This is a genomic window from Mycolicibacterium diernhoferi, from assembly GCF_019456655.1.
Taxonomy (GTDB): Bacteria; Actinomycetota; Actinomycetes; order Mycobacteriales; family Mycobacteriaceae; genus Mycobacterium; species Mycobacterium diernhoferi.
The window spans coordinates 4,194,473-4,212,160 of the sequence record NZ_CP080332.1 but is presented as its reverse complement, the minus strand read 5'-3'; the positions used below and the strand labels follow the sequence as shown (position 1 = coordinate 4,212,160).

15 protein-coding genes are annotated in these 17,688 nt (G+C 68.1%); 10 read left to right on the top strand and 5 right to left on the bottom strand.

Translation table 11 applies throughout. From position 1 onward, the window contains the following. Positions 1-33 precede the first annotated feature (33 nt). The 3 genes from K0O62_RS19855 to K0O62_RS19845 are packed head-to-tail and all read left to right on the top strand — an operon-like array spanning position 34 to position 5,946. Positions 34-4,881 (top strand): NAD-glutamate dehydrogenase, encoded by a 4,848-nt coding sequence (locus K0O62_RS19855; protein ID WP_073853426.1) that lies wholly within the window; start codon positions 34-36, stop codon positions 4,879-4,881. Next, positions 4,874-5,287 carry an acyl-CoA thioesterase gene (locus K0O62_RS19850; protein ID WP_073853428.1) on the top strand — a complete coding sequence of 138 codons (414 nt, stop codon included), beginning with the start codon at positions 4,874-4,876 and terminating at the stop codon, positions 5,285-5,287. Before K0O62_RS19855 ends, K0O62_RS19850 begins: the two co-directional genes overlap by 8 nt. After that, a complete protein-coding gene (locus tag K0O62_RS19845; protein WP_073853430.1) occupies positions 5,284-5,946 on the top strand; it encodes a DUF8010 domain-containing protein in 663 nt (220 codons plus the stop codon). The genes K0O62_RS19850 and K0O62_RS19845 overlap by 4 nt, the downstream gene beginning before the upstream one ends. A gap of 33 nt (positions 5,947-5,979) precedes the next feature. Here K0O62_RS19845 and K0O62_RS19840 read toward each other — a convergent pair whose 3' ends face one another. Further along, positions 5,980-7,494: a glycoside hydrolase family 13 protein gene (locus K0O62_RS19840; protein WP_073853432.1), complete on the bottom strand. Its 1,515-nt coding sequence runs from the start codon at positions 7,492-7,494 to the stop codon at positions 5,980-5,982. Further along, complete coding sequence (locus K0O62_RS19835) at positions 7,494-7,889, bottom strand: globin (protein WP_073853434.1); 396 nt, start codon at positions 7,887-7,889, stop codon at positions 7,494-7,496. Before K0O62_RS19835 ends, K0O62_RS19840 begins: the two co-directional genes overlap by 1 nt. A 140-nt stretch (positions 7,890-8,029) precedes the next feature. Between K0O62_RS19835 and K0O62_RS19830 the strand changes: the two genes are divergently transcribed. From K0O62_RS19830 to K0O62_RS19820, 3 genes are read left to right on the top strand one after another with little or no spacing between them, the layout of a single operon-like run. After that, positions 8,030-8,674 carry an HNH endonuclease gene (locus K0O62_RS19830; protein ID WP_073854321.1) on the top strand — a complete coding sequence of 215 codons (645 nt, stop codon included), beginning with the start codon at positions 8,030-8,032 and terminating at the stop codon, positions 8,672-8,674. 52 nt (positions 8,675-8,726) lie between these two features. After that, complete coding sequence (gene ctaJ / locus K0O62_RS19825; RefSeq protein ID WP_073853436.1) at positions 8,727-8,930, top strand: aa3-type cytochrome oxidase subunit CtaJ; 204 nt, start codon at positions 8,727-8,729, stop codon at positions 8,928-8,930. Beyond that, positions 8,917-9,393 (top strand): DUF5130 domain-containing protein, encoded by a 477-nt coding sequence (locus K0O62_RS19820; RefSeq protein ID WP_073853438.1) that lies wholly within the window; start codon positions 8,917-8,919, stop codon positions 9,391-9,393. Before ctaJ ends, K0O62_RS19820 begins: the two co-directional genes overlap by 14 nt. 52 nt (positions 9,394-9,445) lie before the next feature. On the opposite strand, the gene K0O62_RS19815 is transcribed toward K0O62_RS19820, so the two are convergent. Continuing rightward, positions 9,446-9,823 (bottom strand): HNH endonuclease, encoded by a 378-nt coding sequence (locus tag K0O62_RS19815; RefSeq protein WP_097933441.1) that lies wholly within the window; start codon positions 9,821-9,823, stop codon positions 9,446-9,448. Between the two features lie 90 nt (positions 9,824-9,913). Beyond that, entirely contained in the window at positions 9,914-12,499 is a 2,586-nt protein-coding gene (gene pepN / locus K0O62_RS19810) for an aminopeptidase N (RefSeq protein ID WP_073853442.1), read from the bottom strand. Between the two features lie 96 nt (positions 12,500-12,595). Here pepN and K0O62_RS19805 point away from each other — a divergent pair, with 96 nt between their 5' ends. Continuing rightward, positions 12,596-13,216: a mycothiol-dependent nitroreductase Rv2466c family protein gene (locus K0O62_RS19805; protein WP_073853444.1), complete on the top strand. Its 621-nt coding sequence runs from the start codon at positions 12,596-12,598 to the stop codon at positions 13,214-13,216. A gap of 27 nt (positions 13,217-13,243) precedes the next feature. On the opposite strand, the gene mgtE is transcribed toward K0O62_RS19805, so the two are convergent. Then, positions 13,244-14,605 carry a magnesium transporter gene (mgtE, locus tag K0O62_RS19800; RefSeq protein WP_073853446.1) on the bottom strand — a complete coding sequence of 454 codons (1,362 nt, stop codon included), beginning with the start codon at positions 14,603-14,605 and terminating at the stop codon, positions 13,244-13,246. Between the two features lie 211 nt (positions 14,606-14,816). Between mgtE and K0O62_RS19795 the strand changes: the two genes are divergently transcribed. From K0O62_RS19795 to K0O62_RS19785, 3 genes are read left to right on the top strand one after another with little or no spacing between them, the layout of a single operon-like run. Then, positions 14,817-16,214, top strand: a complete 1,398-nt coding sequence (locus K0O62_RS19795) for a purine-cytosine permease family protein (protein WP_073853448.1) — start codon at positions 14,817-14,819, stop codon at positions 16,212-16,214. Further along, positions 16,211-16,657 carry a nucleoside deaminase gene (locus tag K0O62_RS19790; protein ID WP_073853450.1) on the top strand — a complete coding sequence of 149 codons (447 nt, stop codon included), beginning with the start codon at positions 16,211-16,213 and terminating at the stop codon, positions 16,655-16,657. Before K0O62_RS19795 ends, K0O62_RS19790 begins: the two co-directional genes overlap by 4 nt. Continuing rightward, positions 16,654-17,613: an isopenicillin N synthase family dioxygenase gene (locus K0O62_RS19785; protein WP_073853452.1), complete on the top strand. Its 960-nt coding sequence runs from the start codon at positions 16,654-16,656 to the stop codon at positions 17,611-17,613. Before K0O62_RS19790 ends, K0O62_RS19785 begins: the two co-directional genes overlap by 4 nt. Positions 17,614-17,688 lie beyond the last annotated feature (75 nt).

Sequence of the window (17,688 nt, the reverse complement as noted above, 5' to 3'; positions counted from 1 at the left end):
AAAGGGCGCTCGCGGATCACTACAGTTGCACCTGTGTCAGGAACCACCGAGCAGTTGCAGCTGAGTCAGGACGCGGTCGCGGAGCTCACCCGCGCCTACGTCGAGACGCACCACGGCCCGCACGGTGATGCGCCCGCCGCCGACACCGCGGTCACCGCGCCGATCGAACGTGGCGCGGCGACCGAGGTGACACCGGATCTGCTGGCGGCGCACACCGGGATGGGCTCCCGGCGTGCACCGGGGGAGACGCTGGTGGCGGTCTACCCGGCCGGTGATCCCGGCGGTTTCGGCCCCGCGATTCAGGTCGTCACCGACTACAGCGCCATGCTGATGGATTCGGTGACGGTGCTGCTGCACCGGTTCGGTGTCGCGTACACCTGGGTGATGAACCCGGTGCTGCGGGCGCGCCGGGGACCCGACGGGGAGCTGCTGGCGCTGGTACCGGCCAGCGATCCGGACGCCCCCGACGGCGTCGACGAGATGTGGATCCATGTCCGGCTGTCCTCGACCGCCGATTCGGCGGCGGTGGCCGAGGTGGCGGGCCTGCTGCCGTCGGTGCTCGCCGACGCCCGGCAGGTCGCGGCGGATTCGGCGGCGCTCAACGCCACCTTGATCGGGCTGGCCAATGCGCTGGATTCCGATCACGCCGGGCACTTCCCGGGCCCGGACCGTCGCGATGTCGCGGCCCTGCTGCACTGGCTCGGCGACGGGCATTTCGTGCTGATGGGTTACCAGCGGTGCGCGGTGCACAACGGGCAGGCGACGGTGGACATGGCCAGCCGTCTGGGTGTGCTGAAGCTGCGCACCGACGTGCTGCCGCAGCTCACCGACGCCGACGATCTGCTGGTGCTGGCGCAGGCCACCATGCCCAGCTTCCTGCGTTACGGGGCGTACCCGTACATCGTGGTGGTGCGCGAAAAACCGGCCGGGCCGGCCTCCAACCAGGCCGTGGAGCACCGGTTCGTGGGGTTGTTCACCGCGTCCGCGATGAACGCGAACGTCCTGGAGATCCCGTTGATCTCGCGGCGGGTGGACGAGGCGCTGGCCCAGTCGCATTCGGACCCGAGCCACCCGGCCCAGTTGATGCTCGACGTCATCCAGACCATCCCGCGCTCGGAGCTGTTCGCTCTGCAAACCCCGGACCTGCTGGAAATGGCAAGGGCGGTCGTCGATCTCGGATCGCTACGCCGCACGCTGCTGTTCCTGCGGGCCGACCGGCTCGGGCATTTCGTCTCGGCGCTGGTGTATCTGCCGCGTGACCGCTACACCACCGCGGTCCGGCTGGAGATGCAGAAGATCCTGGTCCGCGAGCTCGGCGGGGTGAGCATCGAGTATGCCGCCAGGGTCAGTGAATCACCTTGGGCAGTGGTGCATTTCACCGTCAAGATGCCCGACACCACGCAGCGTTCCGATATCGACACCTCGCCCGACAACGAGGTCAGGATCCAGAATCTGCTGACCGAGGCGGCCCGCACCTGGGCCGACCGGCTGATCGGCTCGGCGAAGACCGAGTCGCTGAGCGTGGTCGACGCCGAGTACTACTCTTCGGCGTTCCCGGAGATCTACAAGCAGGCGTTCACCCCGCAGGACGCCATCGGTGATATCGCGATCATCGAGCAGTTGCAAGACAATTCGGTGAAGCTCGTCTTCCGGGACGGCGGGTCCGACCGGGTCGACCTGCTCACCTGGTATCTCGGCGGCCGGTCGGCGTCGCTGTCGGAGCTGCTGCCGATGCTGCAGTCGATGGGTGTGGTGGTGCTCGAGGAGCGGCCCTTCACCGTCACCCGGGCCGATGGGCTGCCGGTGTGGATCTACCAGTTCAAGGTCTCACCGCACCAGTCCATCCCGAACACGCCCGCCGCCGACATCGAGGACGTGGCCACCCGGTTCGCCGATACGGTGACCGCCATCTGGCACGGCCGGGCCGAGATCGACCGGTTCAACGAACTGGTGCTGCGGGCCGGGCTGACCTGGCAGCAGGTGACGATTCTGCGTGGCTACGCGAAGTACCTGCGCCAAGCCGGTTTCCCGTACAGCCAGGCGCACGTCGAGACGGTGCTCAACGACAACGCCGGCACCGCGCGGTCGCTGGTGGAACTGTTCGAAGCCCTCTTCGATCCGGCGCTGGATACCGGCGGCAACGCCACCACCCGGGACGCCGGGGCCGCCGCGGCCGCGGTCGCCGCCGATATCGATGCCCTGGTCAGCCTGGACACCGACCGGGTGCTGCGCGCATTCGCGAGTTTGATCCAGGCCACCCTGCGCACCAACTACTTCGTCGACAATCCGGATTCCGCCCGCGCCCAGAACGTGCTGGCGTTCAAGCTCAACCCGGGACTGATCGACGAACTTCCGCTGCCCAGGCCGCGATTCGAGATCTTCGTGTACTCGCCCCGGGTCGAGGGCGTGCACCTGCGGTTCGGGTTCGTCGCCCGCGGTGGGCTGCGCTGGTCGGACCGCCGGGAGGACTTCCGCACCGAGATCCTGGGTCTGGTCAAGGCCCAGGCGGTGAAGAACGCCGTCATCGTGCCGGTCGGGGCCAAGGGGGGATTCGTCGTCAAGTCCCCGCCGTTGCCCACCGGTGACGCCGCGGCCGACCGGGACGCCACCCGGGCCGAGGGGGTGGCGTGCTACCGGTTGTTCATCTCCGGCCTGCTCGACCTCACCGACAACGTCGACAAGTCCAGCGGTGCCGTGGTGACCCCGGCCGGCGTGGTGCGCCGCGACGGGGACGACGCGTACCTGGTGGTCGCCGCGGACAAGGGCACCGCCACCTTCTCCGACATCGCCAATGATGTTGCGAAGTCCTATGGTTTCTGGCTCGGCGACGCCTTCGCATCGGGCGGGTCGATCGGCTACGACCACAAGGCGATGGGCATCACCGCCCGGGGCGCCTGGGAATCGGTGAAGCGGCACTTCAGGGAGATGGGGGTCGACACCCAGTCCCAGGACTTCACCGTCGTCGGCGTCGGCGACATGAGCGGTGACGTGTTCGGCAACGGAATGCTGCTGTCCAAGCACATCCGGCTGATCGCGGCCTTCGACCACCGCGACATCTTCCTGGATCCCAACCCGGACGCGGCCACCTCCTGGGCCGAGCGCGAGCGGTTGTTCGCGCTGCCGCGATCGAGTTGGGCCGACTACGACCGCGCCCTGATCAGCGAGGGCGGCGGGGTGTACAGCCGGCAGCAGAAGTCGATTCCGATCAGCGGACAGGTCCGGCACGCGCTGGGCCTGCCCGACGAGGTCGAGGAGATGACACCGCCGGAGCTGATGCGGGCGGTGCTGCTGGCGCCGGTCGACCTGTTCTGGAACGGCGGGATCGGCACCTACATCAAGGCCGAGACCGAGTCGGACGCCGACGTCGGCGATCGCGCCAACGACGCCATCCGCGTCAACGGAAACCAGATGCGGGCCAAGGTGATCGGCGAGGGCGGCAACCTGGGCGTGACGCAGCGCGGCCGTATCGAGTTCGACCTCGCGGGTGGCCGCATCAACACCGACGCGCTGGACAACTCGGCGGGTGTGGACTGCTCCGACCATGAGGTCAACATCAAGATCCTGATCGACTCGCTGGTGACCGCCGGCAAGGTCGGTGTCGACGAGCGCACCCCGCTACTGATGTCGATGACCGATGAGGTCGGCCGTCTGGTTCTGGCCGACAACATCGACCAGAACGATCTGATGGGCACCAGCCGGGCCAATGCGGCCAGCCTGCTACAGGTGCACGCCCGCCAGATCAGGGAGTTCGTCGCGGTACGCGGGCTCAACCGCGAGCTGGAGGCGCTGCCGGCGGAGAAGGAGATCCGGCGCCGCCATGAGGCCGGGATCGGGTTGAGCTCACCGGAATTGGCAACGTTGATGGCGCACGTCAAGCTGGCGCTCAAGGACGAGTTGCTCCGCACGGACCTGCCGGATCAGGAGGTGTTCGCCGCCCGGCTGCCGCAGTACTTCCCGGAGGAGCTGCGCGACCGGTTCGGCCCCGACATTCGCTCACACCAACTGCGTCGCGAGATCGTGTCCACCATGCTGGTGAACGACCTGGTCGACACCAGCGGCATCACCTACGCCTACCGGATGACCGAGGACACCGGTGTCGGTCATGTCGACGCGGTGCGCGCCTATGTCGCCACCGACGCCATCTTCGGGGTGAGCGAGATCTGGCGGGCCATCAAAGACGCAGGCAATTCCGGGATCCCGGCGGCGGTGACCGACCGGCTGACACTGGATCTGCGCCGGCTCATCGACCGCGCCGGACGCTGGCTGATCAACTACCGGCCCCAGCCGCTGGCGGTCGGCGCCGAGATCAACCGGTTCGGCGCGTTGGTCGCCCGGCTGTCACCGCAGATGTCACAGTGGCTGCGCGGAGACGACAAGGCGATCGTGGCCAAGGAGTCCGGCGAGTTCGAGGCGCACGGGGTGTCCAAGGAGCTGGCGTACACCATCGCCACCGGTCTGTACCGCTACAGCCTGCTCGACGTGATCGACATCGCCGACATCGTCGACCGCGACGCCGTGGAGGTGGCCGACGCGTACTTCGCGCTGATGGATCACCTGGGCATCGACGGTCTGCTCACCGCGACCTCCCAGCTGGATCGCGATGACCGCTGGCATTCGTTGGCCCGGTTGGCGATCCGGGATGACATCTACGGGTCGTTGCGGGCGCTGTGCTTTGATGTGCTGGCTGTCGGTGAGCCGGAGGAGACCGGGGAGCAGAAGATCGAGGAGTGGGAACTGACCAACAGCTCCCGCATCGATCGGGCCCAACGGACGCTTCACGAGATCCACACCGAAGGCCAGCGCGACCTGGCGACGCTGTCCGTCGCGGCACGTCAGATCCGCAGTATGACTCGAACAACAGGAACGGGAACAAGTGGCTGAGCGTTTCACGACACCGGTGCCGGTGCGCTGGTCGGATATCGACATGTACCAGCACGTCAACCACGCCACCATGGTCACGATCCTGGAAGAGGCACGGGTGCCCTTCCTGCACGAACCGTTCGTCCACGACATCGACACCATCGGATTGCTCATCGCCGAGGTGAACGTGAAGTACAAAGGGCAACTGCGGCTGATGGATTCGCCACTGCAGGTGACCATCTGGGTAAACCGGCTGCGTGCGGTGGACTTCAATCTGGGCTACGAGGTGCGTTCGGTGCATGCCGATCCGGACTCCAAACCCGCCGTGATCGGTGAGACGCAGCTGGCGGCGTTCAACATCGAGGAGCAGAAGCTGGTGCGGCTGCTGCCGCACCACCGGGCGTACCTGGAGCGCTTTCAGCGGTGAGTACACCCGAACGCGGCCTCTGGCTCGACAACGCCGCCCATCGTGACGACCTGGCCACCTTCATCGACCGGGCACTGCGCCTCGACGACGCCGCGGTGATCCGGTTCCGTGAGCGCCCCGGCACCGGGCAGGTGGTCGCCTGGGTGGCCACCGGTTTCGACGTGCTGGCCAGCCGGGTGGTGGCCGGCCGGCTGCGCCCGGCGGATCTGTCCGCCGGAGCCGACGCCATCGCCCGCGCTCTACCGGCGATGGACGAATCCGGTTATGTCGAGCCGGGATTCGCGATGGACTCGGCGTGGCGCGGAGTGCTGCCGCCGGAGACCGGGTTCACTCATCTCGACGACGTGCCGGCCTGGGCCATCCTCGAACTCGTCGAGCGCGGCACCACACTGGCCAAGGAGCACGGCAGTGCGCACGGGCCGCCGGCCTCGCTGCTGGATCAGGAGGTGCTCGCGGTCAGCTCGGGGGAGGCCAATGTGGGGATCCCGATGCGCTGCGTGTTCGCCCTGACCGCCATGGGCTTTCTGCCGCAGACCGCGGATGCGTTGTCCTCAGAGGAGATCGTGCGGGTGCGGATGCATCCGGCGTGGCTGCGCGTCGATGCGCGGTTCGGCACGGTGTACCGGCGGCTGGGGGACCCGGCGCTGGTCCTGCGTTGATTTCGGCGCGTTCAGCGTCTCAGCGCGCCGAAATCACACCAGCCAGGCCGCGGTGTCGGGGGCCAGTTTCCCGCCCACCAGCGGCCCGCTGACCAACAGCACCTCGCCCGCGGGCAGGGCGACCGGGGTGGTCCCGGCGTTGAGCGCACAGATCAGCCCGCCGGGCAGCCGGAACGTCGTCGCACCGATCCAGTCGATGTCGTCGCCGTCGAATTCGGTTCGGCCGGCGCGTAATCCGATGGCCCGCCGGTATAGTGCCAGCACCGAATCCGGATCGGCGAGCTGACGTTCCACGGTCAAGGGCGCCCAGTCCGCGGGGATCGGCAACCAGGTGTCGGGTGAACTCGAGAAGCCGAACGGCGGCTCGGTGCCACTCCACGGCATCGGCACCCGGGCGCCGTCACGGCCGCGTTCGGTGCGCCCCGACCGCTCCCACACCGGGTCCTGGAGGACCTCGTCGGGCAGGTCGGCGTCGGGCAGCCCGAGTTCGGAGCCGTTGTAGATGAACACCGAACCGGGCAGCGCGAGCATCACCAGCGCCATCGCGCGGGCCCGCGCCACCCCTCGGGCGCCCCCGCCGTACCGGGTGACCTCACGCGGCACGTCGTGGTTGGACAGCGTCCAGGTCGGCGCCGCACCGGCCAGGGCGGCGGCCGCCAAGCCGTTGTCGATGGCGGCCCGGATCTCCTCGGCATCGAAGTCGGCCTGGACGAGGCGGAAGCTGAAACCCAGATGCAGCTCGTCGGAGCGCAGGTATTTGGCGAACTGCTCGTTGCCGTGCACCCAGATCTCGCCGACGGTCACCGCCTCCGGATAGTCGTCGAGCACCCGGCGGATGAACCGGTGGATCTCGTGCACATCGTCGTTGTCGAACCGTGGGTCGTCGGCACGGCTGCGCAGCAGGCCGGTCTCGGTGAGCGCCATATCGGGTAGATCGGGGGACTTGGCCATGCCGTGCGCGACGTCGATGCGGAACCCGTCCACGCCGCGGTCCAGCCAGAACCGCAGCGTCTTCTCGATGTCGTCGAAGACCTCGGGGTTGTCCCAGTTCAGGTCCGGCTGGGCGCTGTCGAACAGGTGCAGGTACCACTGCCCGTCGGGCACCCGGGTCCAGGCCGGGCCGCCGAACACCGACAGCCAGTTGTTGGGTGGGCGGTCCCCGACACCGTCGCGGAAGATATAGCGGTCCCGCCGGGACGGATCGGCCAGCGCCTCGGTGAACCACGGGTGCGCCGAGCTGGTGTGGTTGGGCACCAGGTCCATGGTGACCTTGATGTCCCGGGCGTGCGCCGCGGCGATCAACCGGTCCAGCGCATCGAGGTCACCGAACAGCGGATCCACGTCGCGGGGGTCGGCGACGTCGTAGCCGTGGTCGGCCATCGGGGACACCATCACCGGGTTGAGCCACAGCGCCTGCACGCCGAGGTCGGCGAGATAGTCCAGCCGGTCGGCGATGCCGTCCAGATCCCCGACCCCGTCGCCGTTGCTGTCGGCGAACGAGCGTGGATAGACCTGGTAGAACACGGCCCTCGTCCACCACTGAGACATCAGAAAGAAGAGTTCACCATCGACTCGGCGGCCATCTCCAGGTAGTCCAGCAGTGCCCTGCGGTGCGCGTCGTCGAGGGTCTGCGAGTCGATCGAGGCGACCGCGGTGTGCATGCAGCGCAGCCAGGCGTCGCGCTCCAGGAAGCCGATCCGGAACGGCGAGTGCCGCATCCGCAGCCGGGGATGGCCGCGCTGGTCGGAATAGGTGCGGGGGCCGCCCCAGTACTGCTCCAGGAACTGTCGCAGCCGCTCCTCGGCGCCGTCGATGTCGTCCTCGGGATACAGCGGCAGCAGGATCTCGTCCTCGCGCACCAATTCGTAGAACCGCGCCACGATCGCGGTGAACGTTGCGTGTCCTCCGACTTCGTCGTAGAACGAGCGTTGCGGCTGGGTCACGCCACCATTGTGGCCGATATGCGCCGGCGCCGGGCACGGCGGTCTGGTCACCTCGTGTTCATCGGACTGACCTGCGAACACACGAAGAAATATCGTGCGCATCTCCGGGATCCGTGGTGGACTATCTCCTCGGAGGCTCCATGGCGCACAGCAAAAAAAGCCATACCCGACGGACCGGACACGTACCCGGCCCAGCGGGCGCCCATGTGCCCAATCGCCCTCTGCACAGCGTCGAGGTGCTGCCCGCGCCCGGCCACGACGCCTCCGTGTGGGGGCGGCGCCGGGTGCTGCTGCTGAACTCCACCTACGAACCACTGACCGCGCTGCCGATGCGCCGCGCCGTGATCATGCTGATGTGCGGCAAGGCCGACGTGGTGCACGACGACCCGTCCGGCCCGGTCATCCACTCCGCGACCCGTTCGATCGTGGTGCCCTCGGTCATCCGGCTGCGCACGTTCGTCCGGGTGCCCTACCGCGCCCGCATCCCGATGACGCGCGCGGCGCTGATGCACCGCGACCGGTTCCGCTGCGCGTACTGCGGGCAGAAGGCCGACACCGTCGACCATGTGGTGCCGCGCAGCCGGGGCGGGGAGCATTCCTGGGAGAACTGCGTGGCGGCCTGCTCGGCGTGCAACCATCGCAAGGCCGACCGGCTGCTGGCCGAGCTGGGCTGGTCGCTGCGATCGGTGCCCATGCCGCCCAAGGGACAGCACTGGCGACTGCTGTCCTCGGTGAAGGACTTGGACCCTTCCTGGGTCAGATATCTGGGTGAGGGCGCGGCGTGATCGGCGCTGCGATACGGTTTGCCTCGTGAGCACAGCACTTTCCCATTCCCTGATGGGTGGGGTCCCGCTGCTGGTTTTTGTGGTGTTGGCCGCGGTGGCCTTCCGCCACAAGGGACCGCACCCTGAGTCATACAAGCTTTCCGACGAGTGGACGCATGACCCGATCCTGTGGGCGGCCGACGAGCCGGCGGATCACGGCCATGGCGGTCACGGCGATCACGTGACGGTGGGAGGTGGAGCAAGTGGCAAGTGGTAGTCATGCAGTCGCGACCACCAGCACCGACGTCGAGCTGCCCTACGGTTACGCGGTGACCAGCAGCGGCCGGATCTCGGGAGTCACCGAGCCGGGCGAGCTGTCGCTGCACTACCCGTTCTCGGTCAAGGACCTGGTCGCCCTCGACGACGCGCTGAAGTACGGCTCGCGGTACTCGAAGACCCGCTTCGCGGTGTACATCGGCGACCTCGGCGCCGATACCGCGGCGACCGCCCGCGAGATCCTGGCCAAGGTGCCCACCCCGAACAACGCCGTGCTGTTGGCGGTGTCGCCGAACCAGAAGGCCATCGAGGTCGTCTACGGCGAGGATGTGAAGGGCCGCGGGATCGAGACCGCAGCACCGCTCGGCATCTCCGCCGCGCTCGGCTCGCTGCGCGACGGCAACCTGATCGACGCTCTGGTGAGCGCCGTGAACGTGACCTCCGCGGCGGTTTCGCCGCGCTGACCGTTTGTTGCATCGGCCCCGGTATCGCATGTCGATACCGGGGCTGCTTGCGTTATGAGCTCAGCTCGGTCGGGGTCGTCACCGTCGGGGTTGGGATCATGGCCTTGCGGATCTCGATGTAGCGCTCCAGGAACGCCCGCTCATCGAGGCGTTTGCGGCGCATCCACCCGGTGACCTCGTCATTGCACTTGCTCGCATTGCAGGCCGCACAGGCGGGCACCACATTGTCGATGGTGTAGCGGCCGCCGCGGGAGATCGCCATGACGCAGTCGCGCTGCATGGGTTTGTCGGCGACACCGCAGTAGGCGCAGCCGTTCCAGGCGAGTTTGAGTGCGGCCCACTGCTCGTCGGTGAGGTCGTTGACGACGGCCTTGACCCGCCGGGTGCGCCTGCGCGCCGCTCGGGCCCGTCGACTGTTGGTGGCCGCCATGGCCGAAAGCGTAGGCACTGCCCGGTGAGCGACCGCGTTTGCACGCGCCCGACGGCGTGTCGGCGGACAGACGCGGTCGCTCGCGGGTGATCAGTTCACGTCGAAGGCGCGGGCCCGCAGTGAGCGCTCCACCCCGGCGCGCCCCTCCAGCACCAGCCGGTGCAGGGCCGGCGGCACGTCCGGGCCGGACAGGAAGGCATCCGCGGCGTCCAGCCCGCCCTGACTGATGTCCCAGGACGGGTACAGGCCGATCACCACGGTCTGGGCGACCTCACTGGACCGGCGCTCCCACACCCCCGGGATGGAGGCGAAGTACAGGTCCCGGAACCGGGCCAGCACCGCGGCCTGGCCCGGCTGGTTGAAGCCGCCCACGATGGCCCGGGTGGTGATGTTGGCCAGCGTGTCGTCCTCGATCACCTGCTGCCAGGCCGCGTTCTTGACCGTCACCTGGGGTCGCGCCGCGGCCGCGGCGGCCGCGTTGCGCTTACCGGCGGCCGTCGGGTCCCGCTCGGCCTCGGCGTCGATGAACGGATGCTCGCTACCGTCGGCGTCGATCACCCCGGCCGCGGCGAGCGCGGTCACGATCCGCCAGCGCAGATCGGTGTCGATCACCAGCCCGGCCAGGTTGACCTCGGCGGGTTCGTTGTCGAGCAGCGTGGAGAGCACCGCGATGTGGTTGGGCGAGAGCACCGAGGTGCACAGCGCGTTGACGAACGCCAGCTGATGATCCGACCCGGGCGCCGACTCGCGGGCCCGGTCCAACAGTGCGTCACCGAACGCCGGCCAGCCGATCTCGGCCGCCCAGGCAGGGTCGGCGTAGGAGTTCAGCGCGGTCTGGGCCTGCAGCAGCAGTCGTTGCGCCACACCGACTTCGGTCTCACCGTGGATACCGCCGATGACCAGCGTGACGAAGTCGCGAGCCTTCATCTCGGCTTCCCGGGTCATCTCCCAGGCCGCCGACCAGGCCAGCGTGCGGGGCAGCGGGTCGGCGATGTCGGCGATCCGGGTCAGCACGGTCTGCAGGGACTGCGCATCCAGCCGCGACGAGCAGTAGGTCAGGTCGTCATCGTTGACCAGTATGAACTGCCCACGCGAAACCCCCACCAGCGCAGGCACATCGGTGCGGGAGCCCGCCACGTCGAGTTCCTCGCGGTGTACCCGCACCAGCTTGCCGGAGTCGTCCTCGTCGTAGATGCCCACCGCCAGGCGGTGCACGCGTGTCTCGCCGGCACCGGGTGCGGCGCCGGACTGCTCCACCGCGAACCGGGTGAACTTGCCCTCGGCGTCGACGTCGAAGTCGGCGCGCAGGGTGTTCAGTCCGGTGGTCTTGAGCCACTGCCGGCCCCACCCGGAGAGGTCACGGCCGGACGACTTCTCCAGGGCGCCGAGCAGATCCCCGAAGGTGGCGTTGCCGAACGCGTGGTCGCGGAAGTAGTCGCGCAGCCCGGCCAGGAACGCTTCCAGGCCGACGTAGGCCACCAGCTGCTTGAGCACGCTGGCGCCCTTGGCGTAGGTGATGCCGTCGAAGTTCACCTCGACCGCATGCAGGTCCGGGATGTCGGCGGCCACCGGGTGGGTGGAGGGCAGCTGGTCCTGTCGGTAGGCCCAGGACTTCTCCACGTTCGCGAACGTCGTCCAGGCCTGCTTGTATTCGGTGGCCTCGGCCTGGCACAGCACCGAGGCGAAGGTCGCGAAGGATTCGTTGAGCCACAGGTCATCCCACCACTGCATGGTGACCAGATCGCCGAACCACATGTGCGCCATCTCGTGCAGCACGGTCTCGGCGCGTCGCTCGTAGCTGTAGCGGGTGACCTTGGACCGGAAGACGTAGTCCTCCAGGAAGGTCACCGCGCCGGCGTTCTCCATGGCACCGGCGTTGAACTCCGGCACGAACAGCTGGTCGTACTTGCCGAACGCATACGGTTCACCGAAGTTGCGGTGGTAGAAGCCGAAGCCCTGTTTGGTCTCGGTGAACAACCGCTCGGCGTCCATGAACTCGGCCAGCGAGGCCCGGCAGAAGATGCCCAGCGGGATCTCGCCGTGCTCGTCGGCGTAGACGTCGTCCCAGCGGGCGTACGGGCCGGCGATCAGCGCCACCAGGTAGGTGCTCATCTTCGGGGTGGTGACGAATTTATGGACCGCCGCGGAGTCTGATGTCGCCGCCGGGGCGGCTCCGGTGGAGGCGGTCGCCCCGTTGGAGATGACCTGCCAGTGCTGGGGCGCAGTGACGGTGACGTCGAAGGTCGCCTTCAGATCGGGCTGATCGAAACAGGCGAACATGCGTTTTGCGTCCGCGGTCTCGAACTGCGAGTAGAGGTACACCTCGTTGTCGACCGGGTCGACGAAGCGGTGCAGACCCTCGCCGGTGTTGGAGTAGAGGCAGTCGGCGTCCACGACCAGTTCGTTGTGCCCGGCCAGCCCGGACAGGGCGATTCCGGCGGACTCGTCGTAGCCGGAGACGTCGAGCGCGTGACCGTTGAGGGTCGCGCTGTGGATCGTGTCGGCGGCGATGTCGATGTAGGTGTCCGCCCCAGCCAGCGCGGAGAACGTCACGGTGGTCACCGATCGGAACGTTCGGTCGCCGGTTGTCAGGTCCAGGTCGATGCGGTAATTGTCGACGGTCACCAGCGCTGCGCGCTCGGCGGCCTGGTCGCGAGTCAGATTGGGAAGTGCCACGTCGACCAACCTAGTCCCATGCCGGGAACATATGCCGAGTGACGAGAGTTGTGCCGTCGTGGAGGCTCATTCCACCTGATCGAGAGGACCGTTCGCATGGCAGCCAAGGACGCAGAAAAGGGCATCGCGGGGTTCTGGTTCGATCCGCTGTGCCCGTGGTGCTGGATCACCTCGCGCTGGATCCTCGAGGTGGAGAAGGTTCGTGACATCGACGTGGATTTCAACGTGATGAGCCTGGCGGTGCTCAACGAGGGCCGCGACCTGCCCGAGGAGTACGCCGAGAAGATGAAGGCGGCCTGGGGCCCGGTGCGGGTGGCCATCGCCGCCGAGCAGGCCCATGGCAAGGAGATCCTGTCCCCGCTGTACACCGCGATGGGCACGCTGATCCACAACGAGGGCAACCAGGACCTCGACGATGTGATCAAGAAGTCCCTGGAGCAGGTCGGGCTGCCCGCCGAATTGGCCGAGGCCGCGCACACCGACAAGTACGACGACGCGCTGCGCAAGAGCCATCACGCCGGGATGGACGCCGTCGGCGACGACGTCGGCACCCCCACCATCCACGTCAACGGTGTCGCGTTCTTCGGCCCGGTGCTCTCCCGCATCCCGCGTGGTGAGGAAGCCGGCAAGCTGTGGGACGCGTCGGTGACCTTCGCCTCCTACCCGCACTTCTGGGAGCTCAAGCGCAGCCGCACCGAGCGCCCCGAATTCGACTGATCCGAGCGGGCTGAGGGGACGGCGCGGTCACAGCCCCTGCAGCTGGGACAGCGTCGCGTGGGCGATCATGAAGTAGATGATCAGTCCGGTGCCGTCGACGACGGTGGCGATCAGCGGTGCGGACACCACGGCCGGGTCGATGCGGCACTTCTTGAGCACCGGCGGCAGGATCGACGCCACGAACGACGACCACAGCACGATGGCCGCCACCGTCAGCGTGACGGTCAGGGTGATCTCCGGGCCGACCCCGAGCATCCAGGCCCGGATGAGTGCCGCCAGCGCCATGGTCAGCGCGATCATCATGCCGGTGGACATCTCCTTGGCCAGCACGGCGGGCACATCGCGCAGCCGGACCTGACCGGTGGCCATCGCGCGCACCAGCGTGGTGGTGATCTGGGTGCCGGTGTTGCCGCCGGTGCCGATCAGCAGCGGGATGAAGAACGCCAGCGCGACGACCGCCTCCATCTCCTCCTCGAAGTGGCGCAGCACCGTGCCGGTGTAGGCCTCGGCGACGAACAGCAGCAGCAACCAACCGACCCGCTTGCGCCACAACAACCACGGGGAGGCCCGCAGATAGGGCACCTCCAGGGGCTCCGAACCGCCCTGGCGTTCGGCGTCCTCGGTGGCCTCCTCTTCGGTGATCTCACCGGCGGTGTTCTCGGTCAGGATGCCCAGCAGCCGGTTGTCGGCGTCTACCACCGGCACCGCGACCAGGTTGTAGTCCATCAACGCCTGCGCGGCGTCCTCGGCATCGGTCAGCGGCGACACCGACAGCACATCGGTGTCGGTCAGCGCCGCCACCGCCTCCTGCGGGTCGGCCAGCACCAGATCGCGGAACGCGAGCACACCCAGCAGCCGGCGGTCGGCGTCGGTCACGTAAACGTAAGCGCCGCTGCGGGAATCGCTGCGCAGGGTGGCGGCGTCGCTGCGTAACGCCTGGACCGCGTCGCCGATGGTCATATCCGGGCGCACCGTCAGCGCCTCGGGCACCATGTGCGCCGCCACCGAATCCTCGGGCCAGCTCAGCAGACCGCGCAGCGCTTCGGCACGGTCCTGCGGCAGCGCCGAGAGCAGCCGCTCACGTGGGCCCGCCTTGATCTCGCGCAGAATGTCGGCGGCGTGGTCGAGGTCGAGGACCTCCACCAGGGCGGCGGCGTCCCCGGCGGCCATCGCCGCCAGTACCCGCGCCGCCAGCTCGTCGTCGACGGCTTCGAACAGATCGGAGGCGCCGTCGTGGTCGAGCAGCGGGCCGAGCGCACGCAGGTCCTCGGTGGCCAGCCTGGCCAGCTGGTGGGAGCGCTCGGCGGGATCCTTGACCGACGCGAGCCAGTCGGTCACGGTGTCACCGGCAATGGCCTGCCGTATCGACGGCGCGGCGGTGCTGCCCATCAGGGTCTCCAAATCTCCTCGATTGCGAAGACAATCTAACGTGTCCCGCCGTCGGATGACGACGTCCGGGATGGCCTGTCCGACACGGCATTTTCCGGTGAACGGGAACTGTCGGGCGGGTGTCTCGGAGGAGGCCGGCAACGGAATCCGTAGTTGTGAATTTCCGTCGTTCCGGTTGCAAGCAGGTGCCGGGCGCGTCAAAGTGCTCAGAATGACAGCGGCTGAGCCCACCACCGACGGCACCTACCGGGACCGCATCGTCGCGGTCGAACCCGGCGGCAACGAATTCATCGCCGAGGCCGATCGGCACGGGCGTCCCAGTCAACTGGTCTGGACCTGGGCGTCGCCCAATCTGGAGTTCGCCACCATCTTCCTGGGCGTGCTCTCGGTCTCCTACTTCGGCATGAACTTCTGGCAGGCCGCGGCCGGCATCATCATCGGCACCGGGCTCGGCGCGGTGGCGCATGGGTTCCTGTCGGCCCGCGGGCCCCGTCTCGGGGTGCCGCAGATGGTGGCGGGTCGGCTGGCCTTCGGCTACAAGGGAAATGCCGTGCCCTCGACGCTGATGGCGATCACCGCCGGGGTGGGCTGGTTCGCCACCAACAGCATCAGCGCCGCCTTCGCACTCTCGACGCTGTTCGGACTCGCACCGCTGCTGGCCCTGCTGCTGGTGGTGGTGGTGCAGACTGCGCTGGCCTTCTTCGGGCACAACCTGGTGCAGGCCTTCGAGCGGTGGGCGTTCCCGGTGCTCGCGGTGATCTTCGCGATCACCTCGGTGATGATCATGTCCAAGGCCGATCTGGGCGCACCGGCCGTCGAGGGCGGCGTCGGCGGGCTGGGTGGCTTCCTGCTGACGGTGGGCGCCACCTTCGGCTACGTCGCGGGCTGGACGCCGTACGCCGCGGACTTCAGCCGGTACCTGCCCAGCACGGTGTCACCGGCGCGTACCGGCCTGTTCGCCGCGACCGGACTCTTTTTGGCCAGTTCGGTGCTGGCGATCGTCGGCGCCGCCTCGGTCACCATCGTCACCGCCGCGGTCTCGGACAACCCGACCGACGCCTTCACCGGTTCGCTGCCCGGTTGGCTGGCCGCCGCGACGCTGCTGGCCATCGCGATCGGCGCGGTGGCGGCCAACGCGATCAACGTCTACTCGGCCGGGATGGCCTTCGTCACCACCGGCGTCAAACTGCCCGCCCATATCGCGCGGGCGAGCGCGACCGTGTTCTTCGGGGTGGCCGGTTTCCTGGTCGCCTGGTGGGCGCTGGCGGACGCCGCCGCCAGCTACGAGGCGTTCCTGCTGCTGATCGCGTACTGGGTCGGGCCCTGGCTCGGCGTGGTGTTCGCCGACCAGTATCTGCGCCGCGGGCATCGCGTCGACGGATTCCTCTATGACCACACGTATTCCAACTGGCCGGGGCTACTGTCGTTCCTGATCGGTCTGGTGGTGTCATTCCTGCTGTTCTGCAATCAGGAGCGTTTCGTGGGATTTGTCGTCCGGGCGGTGCCCGATCTGGGGGACATCGGGTTCTTCGTCGGTTTCCTGCTCGCCGCCGGCTCCTACCTGCTGCTCTGCCGGTCCAAGATCACCGCCGAGAAGGTGACCGCATGACCCCGGAACAGATGCTCGACGTCGCCGTCGAGGAGGCCCGAAAAGGACTGGCAGAAGGCGGAATTCCGATCGGCGCGGCATTGTTCACCGCCGACGGCGTACTGCTGGGCAGCGGCCACAACAAGCGGGTACAGGACGACGACCCGTCGGTGCACGGCGAGACCGACGCCTTCCGTAATGCCGGCCGGCAACGCGACTACCGTTCGACCATCATGGTGACGACCCTGTCACCGTGCTGGTACTGCAGCGGGCTGGTGCGCCAGTTCAACATCGGAGCGGTGCTGATCGGGGAGAGTCGCACCTTCACCGGTGGCCATGACTGGCTGGCCGAAAACGGCGTGCAGGTCACCGTGCTCGACGATCAGCGGTGCGTGACGATGATGGAGGATTTCATCGCGGCGCGGCCCGACCTGTGGAACGAGGACATCGGAGTGGCTGAATGAGTGCAATTGCGACCGTTGACGTCTCGCGGTGGTACCGCGGCGGTCCGGACGCCGATCGGCTGGCCGCGGAGGTCGACGAGGGGCTGCAGCGGGCCGGTTTCATCGTGGTCACCGGGCACGGGGTGGACGCCGACCTGGCGGCGGCGGTGCGCGCCGCGAGCCGCGAGTTCTTCGCGCTGCCCACCGAGGTGAAGGAACGCTATTCGGTGCCGGTGGGCGGTCACGGCTGGATCGGCCCGGGTGCCGAGGCCAATGCCTATGCCGAGGGCACCGAGACGCCACCGGATCTCAAGGAGAGTTTCAGCCTGGGTGCCGAGACGCAGACCGGGGACCCCGAAGTGGACCGCATCTGGTTCGCGCCCAACGTGTGGCCGTCCGAGGTCGCGCATCTACAGGCGTTGGTCGACGAGTACACCACGGCCATGCGCAGGCTCTCCGATGACCTGCTCGCCCTGTTCGCGAGAGCGCTTGGGCTGCCGCACAACCCGTTCGCAGCCCTGGCGAGCCGGCCGACCTGGACGATGAACATCAACCACTACCCGCCGGTGAGCGTGGTCGGTGAGCCGGAACCGGGCCAGTTCCGGATCGGCCCGCACACCGATTTCGGAACCGTCACCGTGTTGGACCGCGAGCCGGGCGCCGGTGGGCTGCAGGTCTATTCGGAGGAGGCGGGCTGGGAGGACGCGCCGTGGGAGCCCGGCGCGCTGACGGTCAACATCGGTGACCTGCTGGAGTACTGGAGCGGACGGCGCTGGCCGTCCGGTCGGCACCGGGTGCTGCCGCCGCAGCCGCACGCCCCGGAGGAGGACCTGGTCTCGCTGATCTACTTCTACGAGGCCAACCACGACGCTCTCGTCACCCCGCTGGAGCCGCCCATCGGTCGGGTTGCTGGACTGGACCCGGTGACCTCGGCCGATTTCATCAAGGAACGGCTGGACGCCATCACGGTGGCCTGACCCGGCACCGGACCGTTGACGCGGGACGCACCGCCACGCACAATCAGGAAACAAACGTTTTCAGATTGTGGGGTG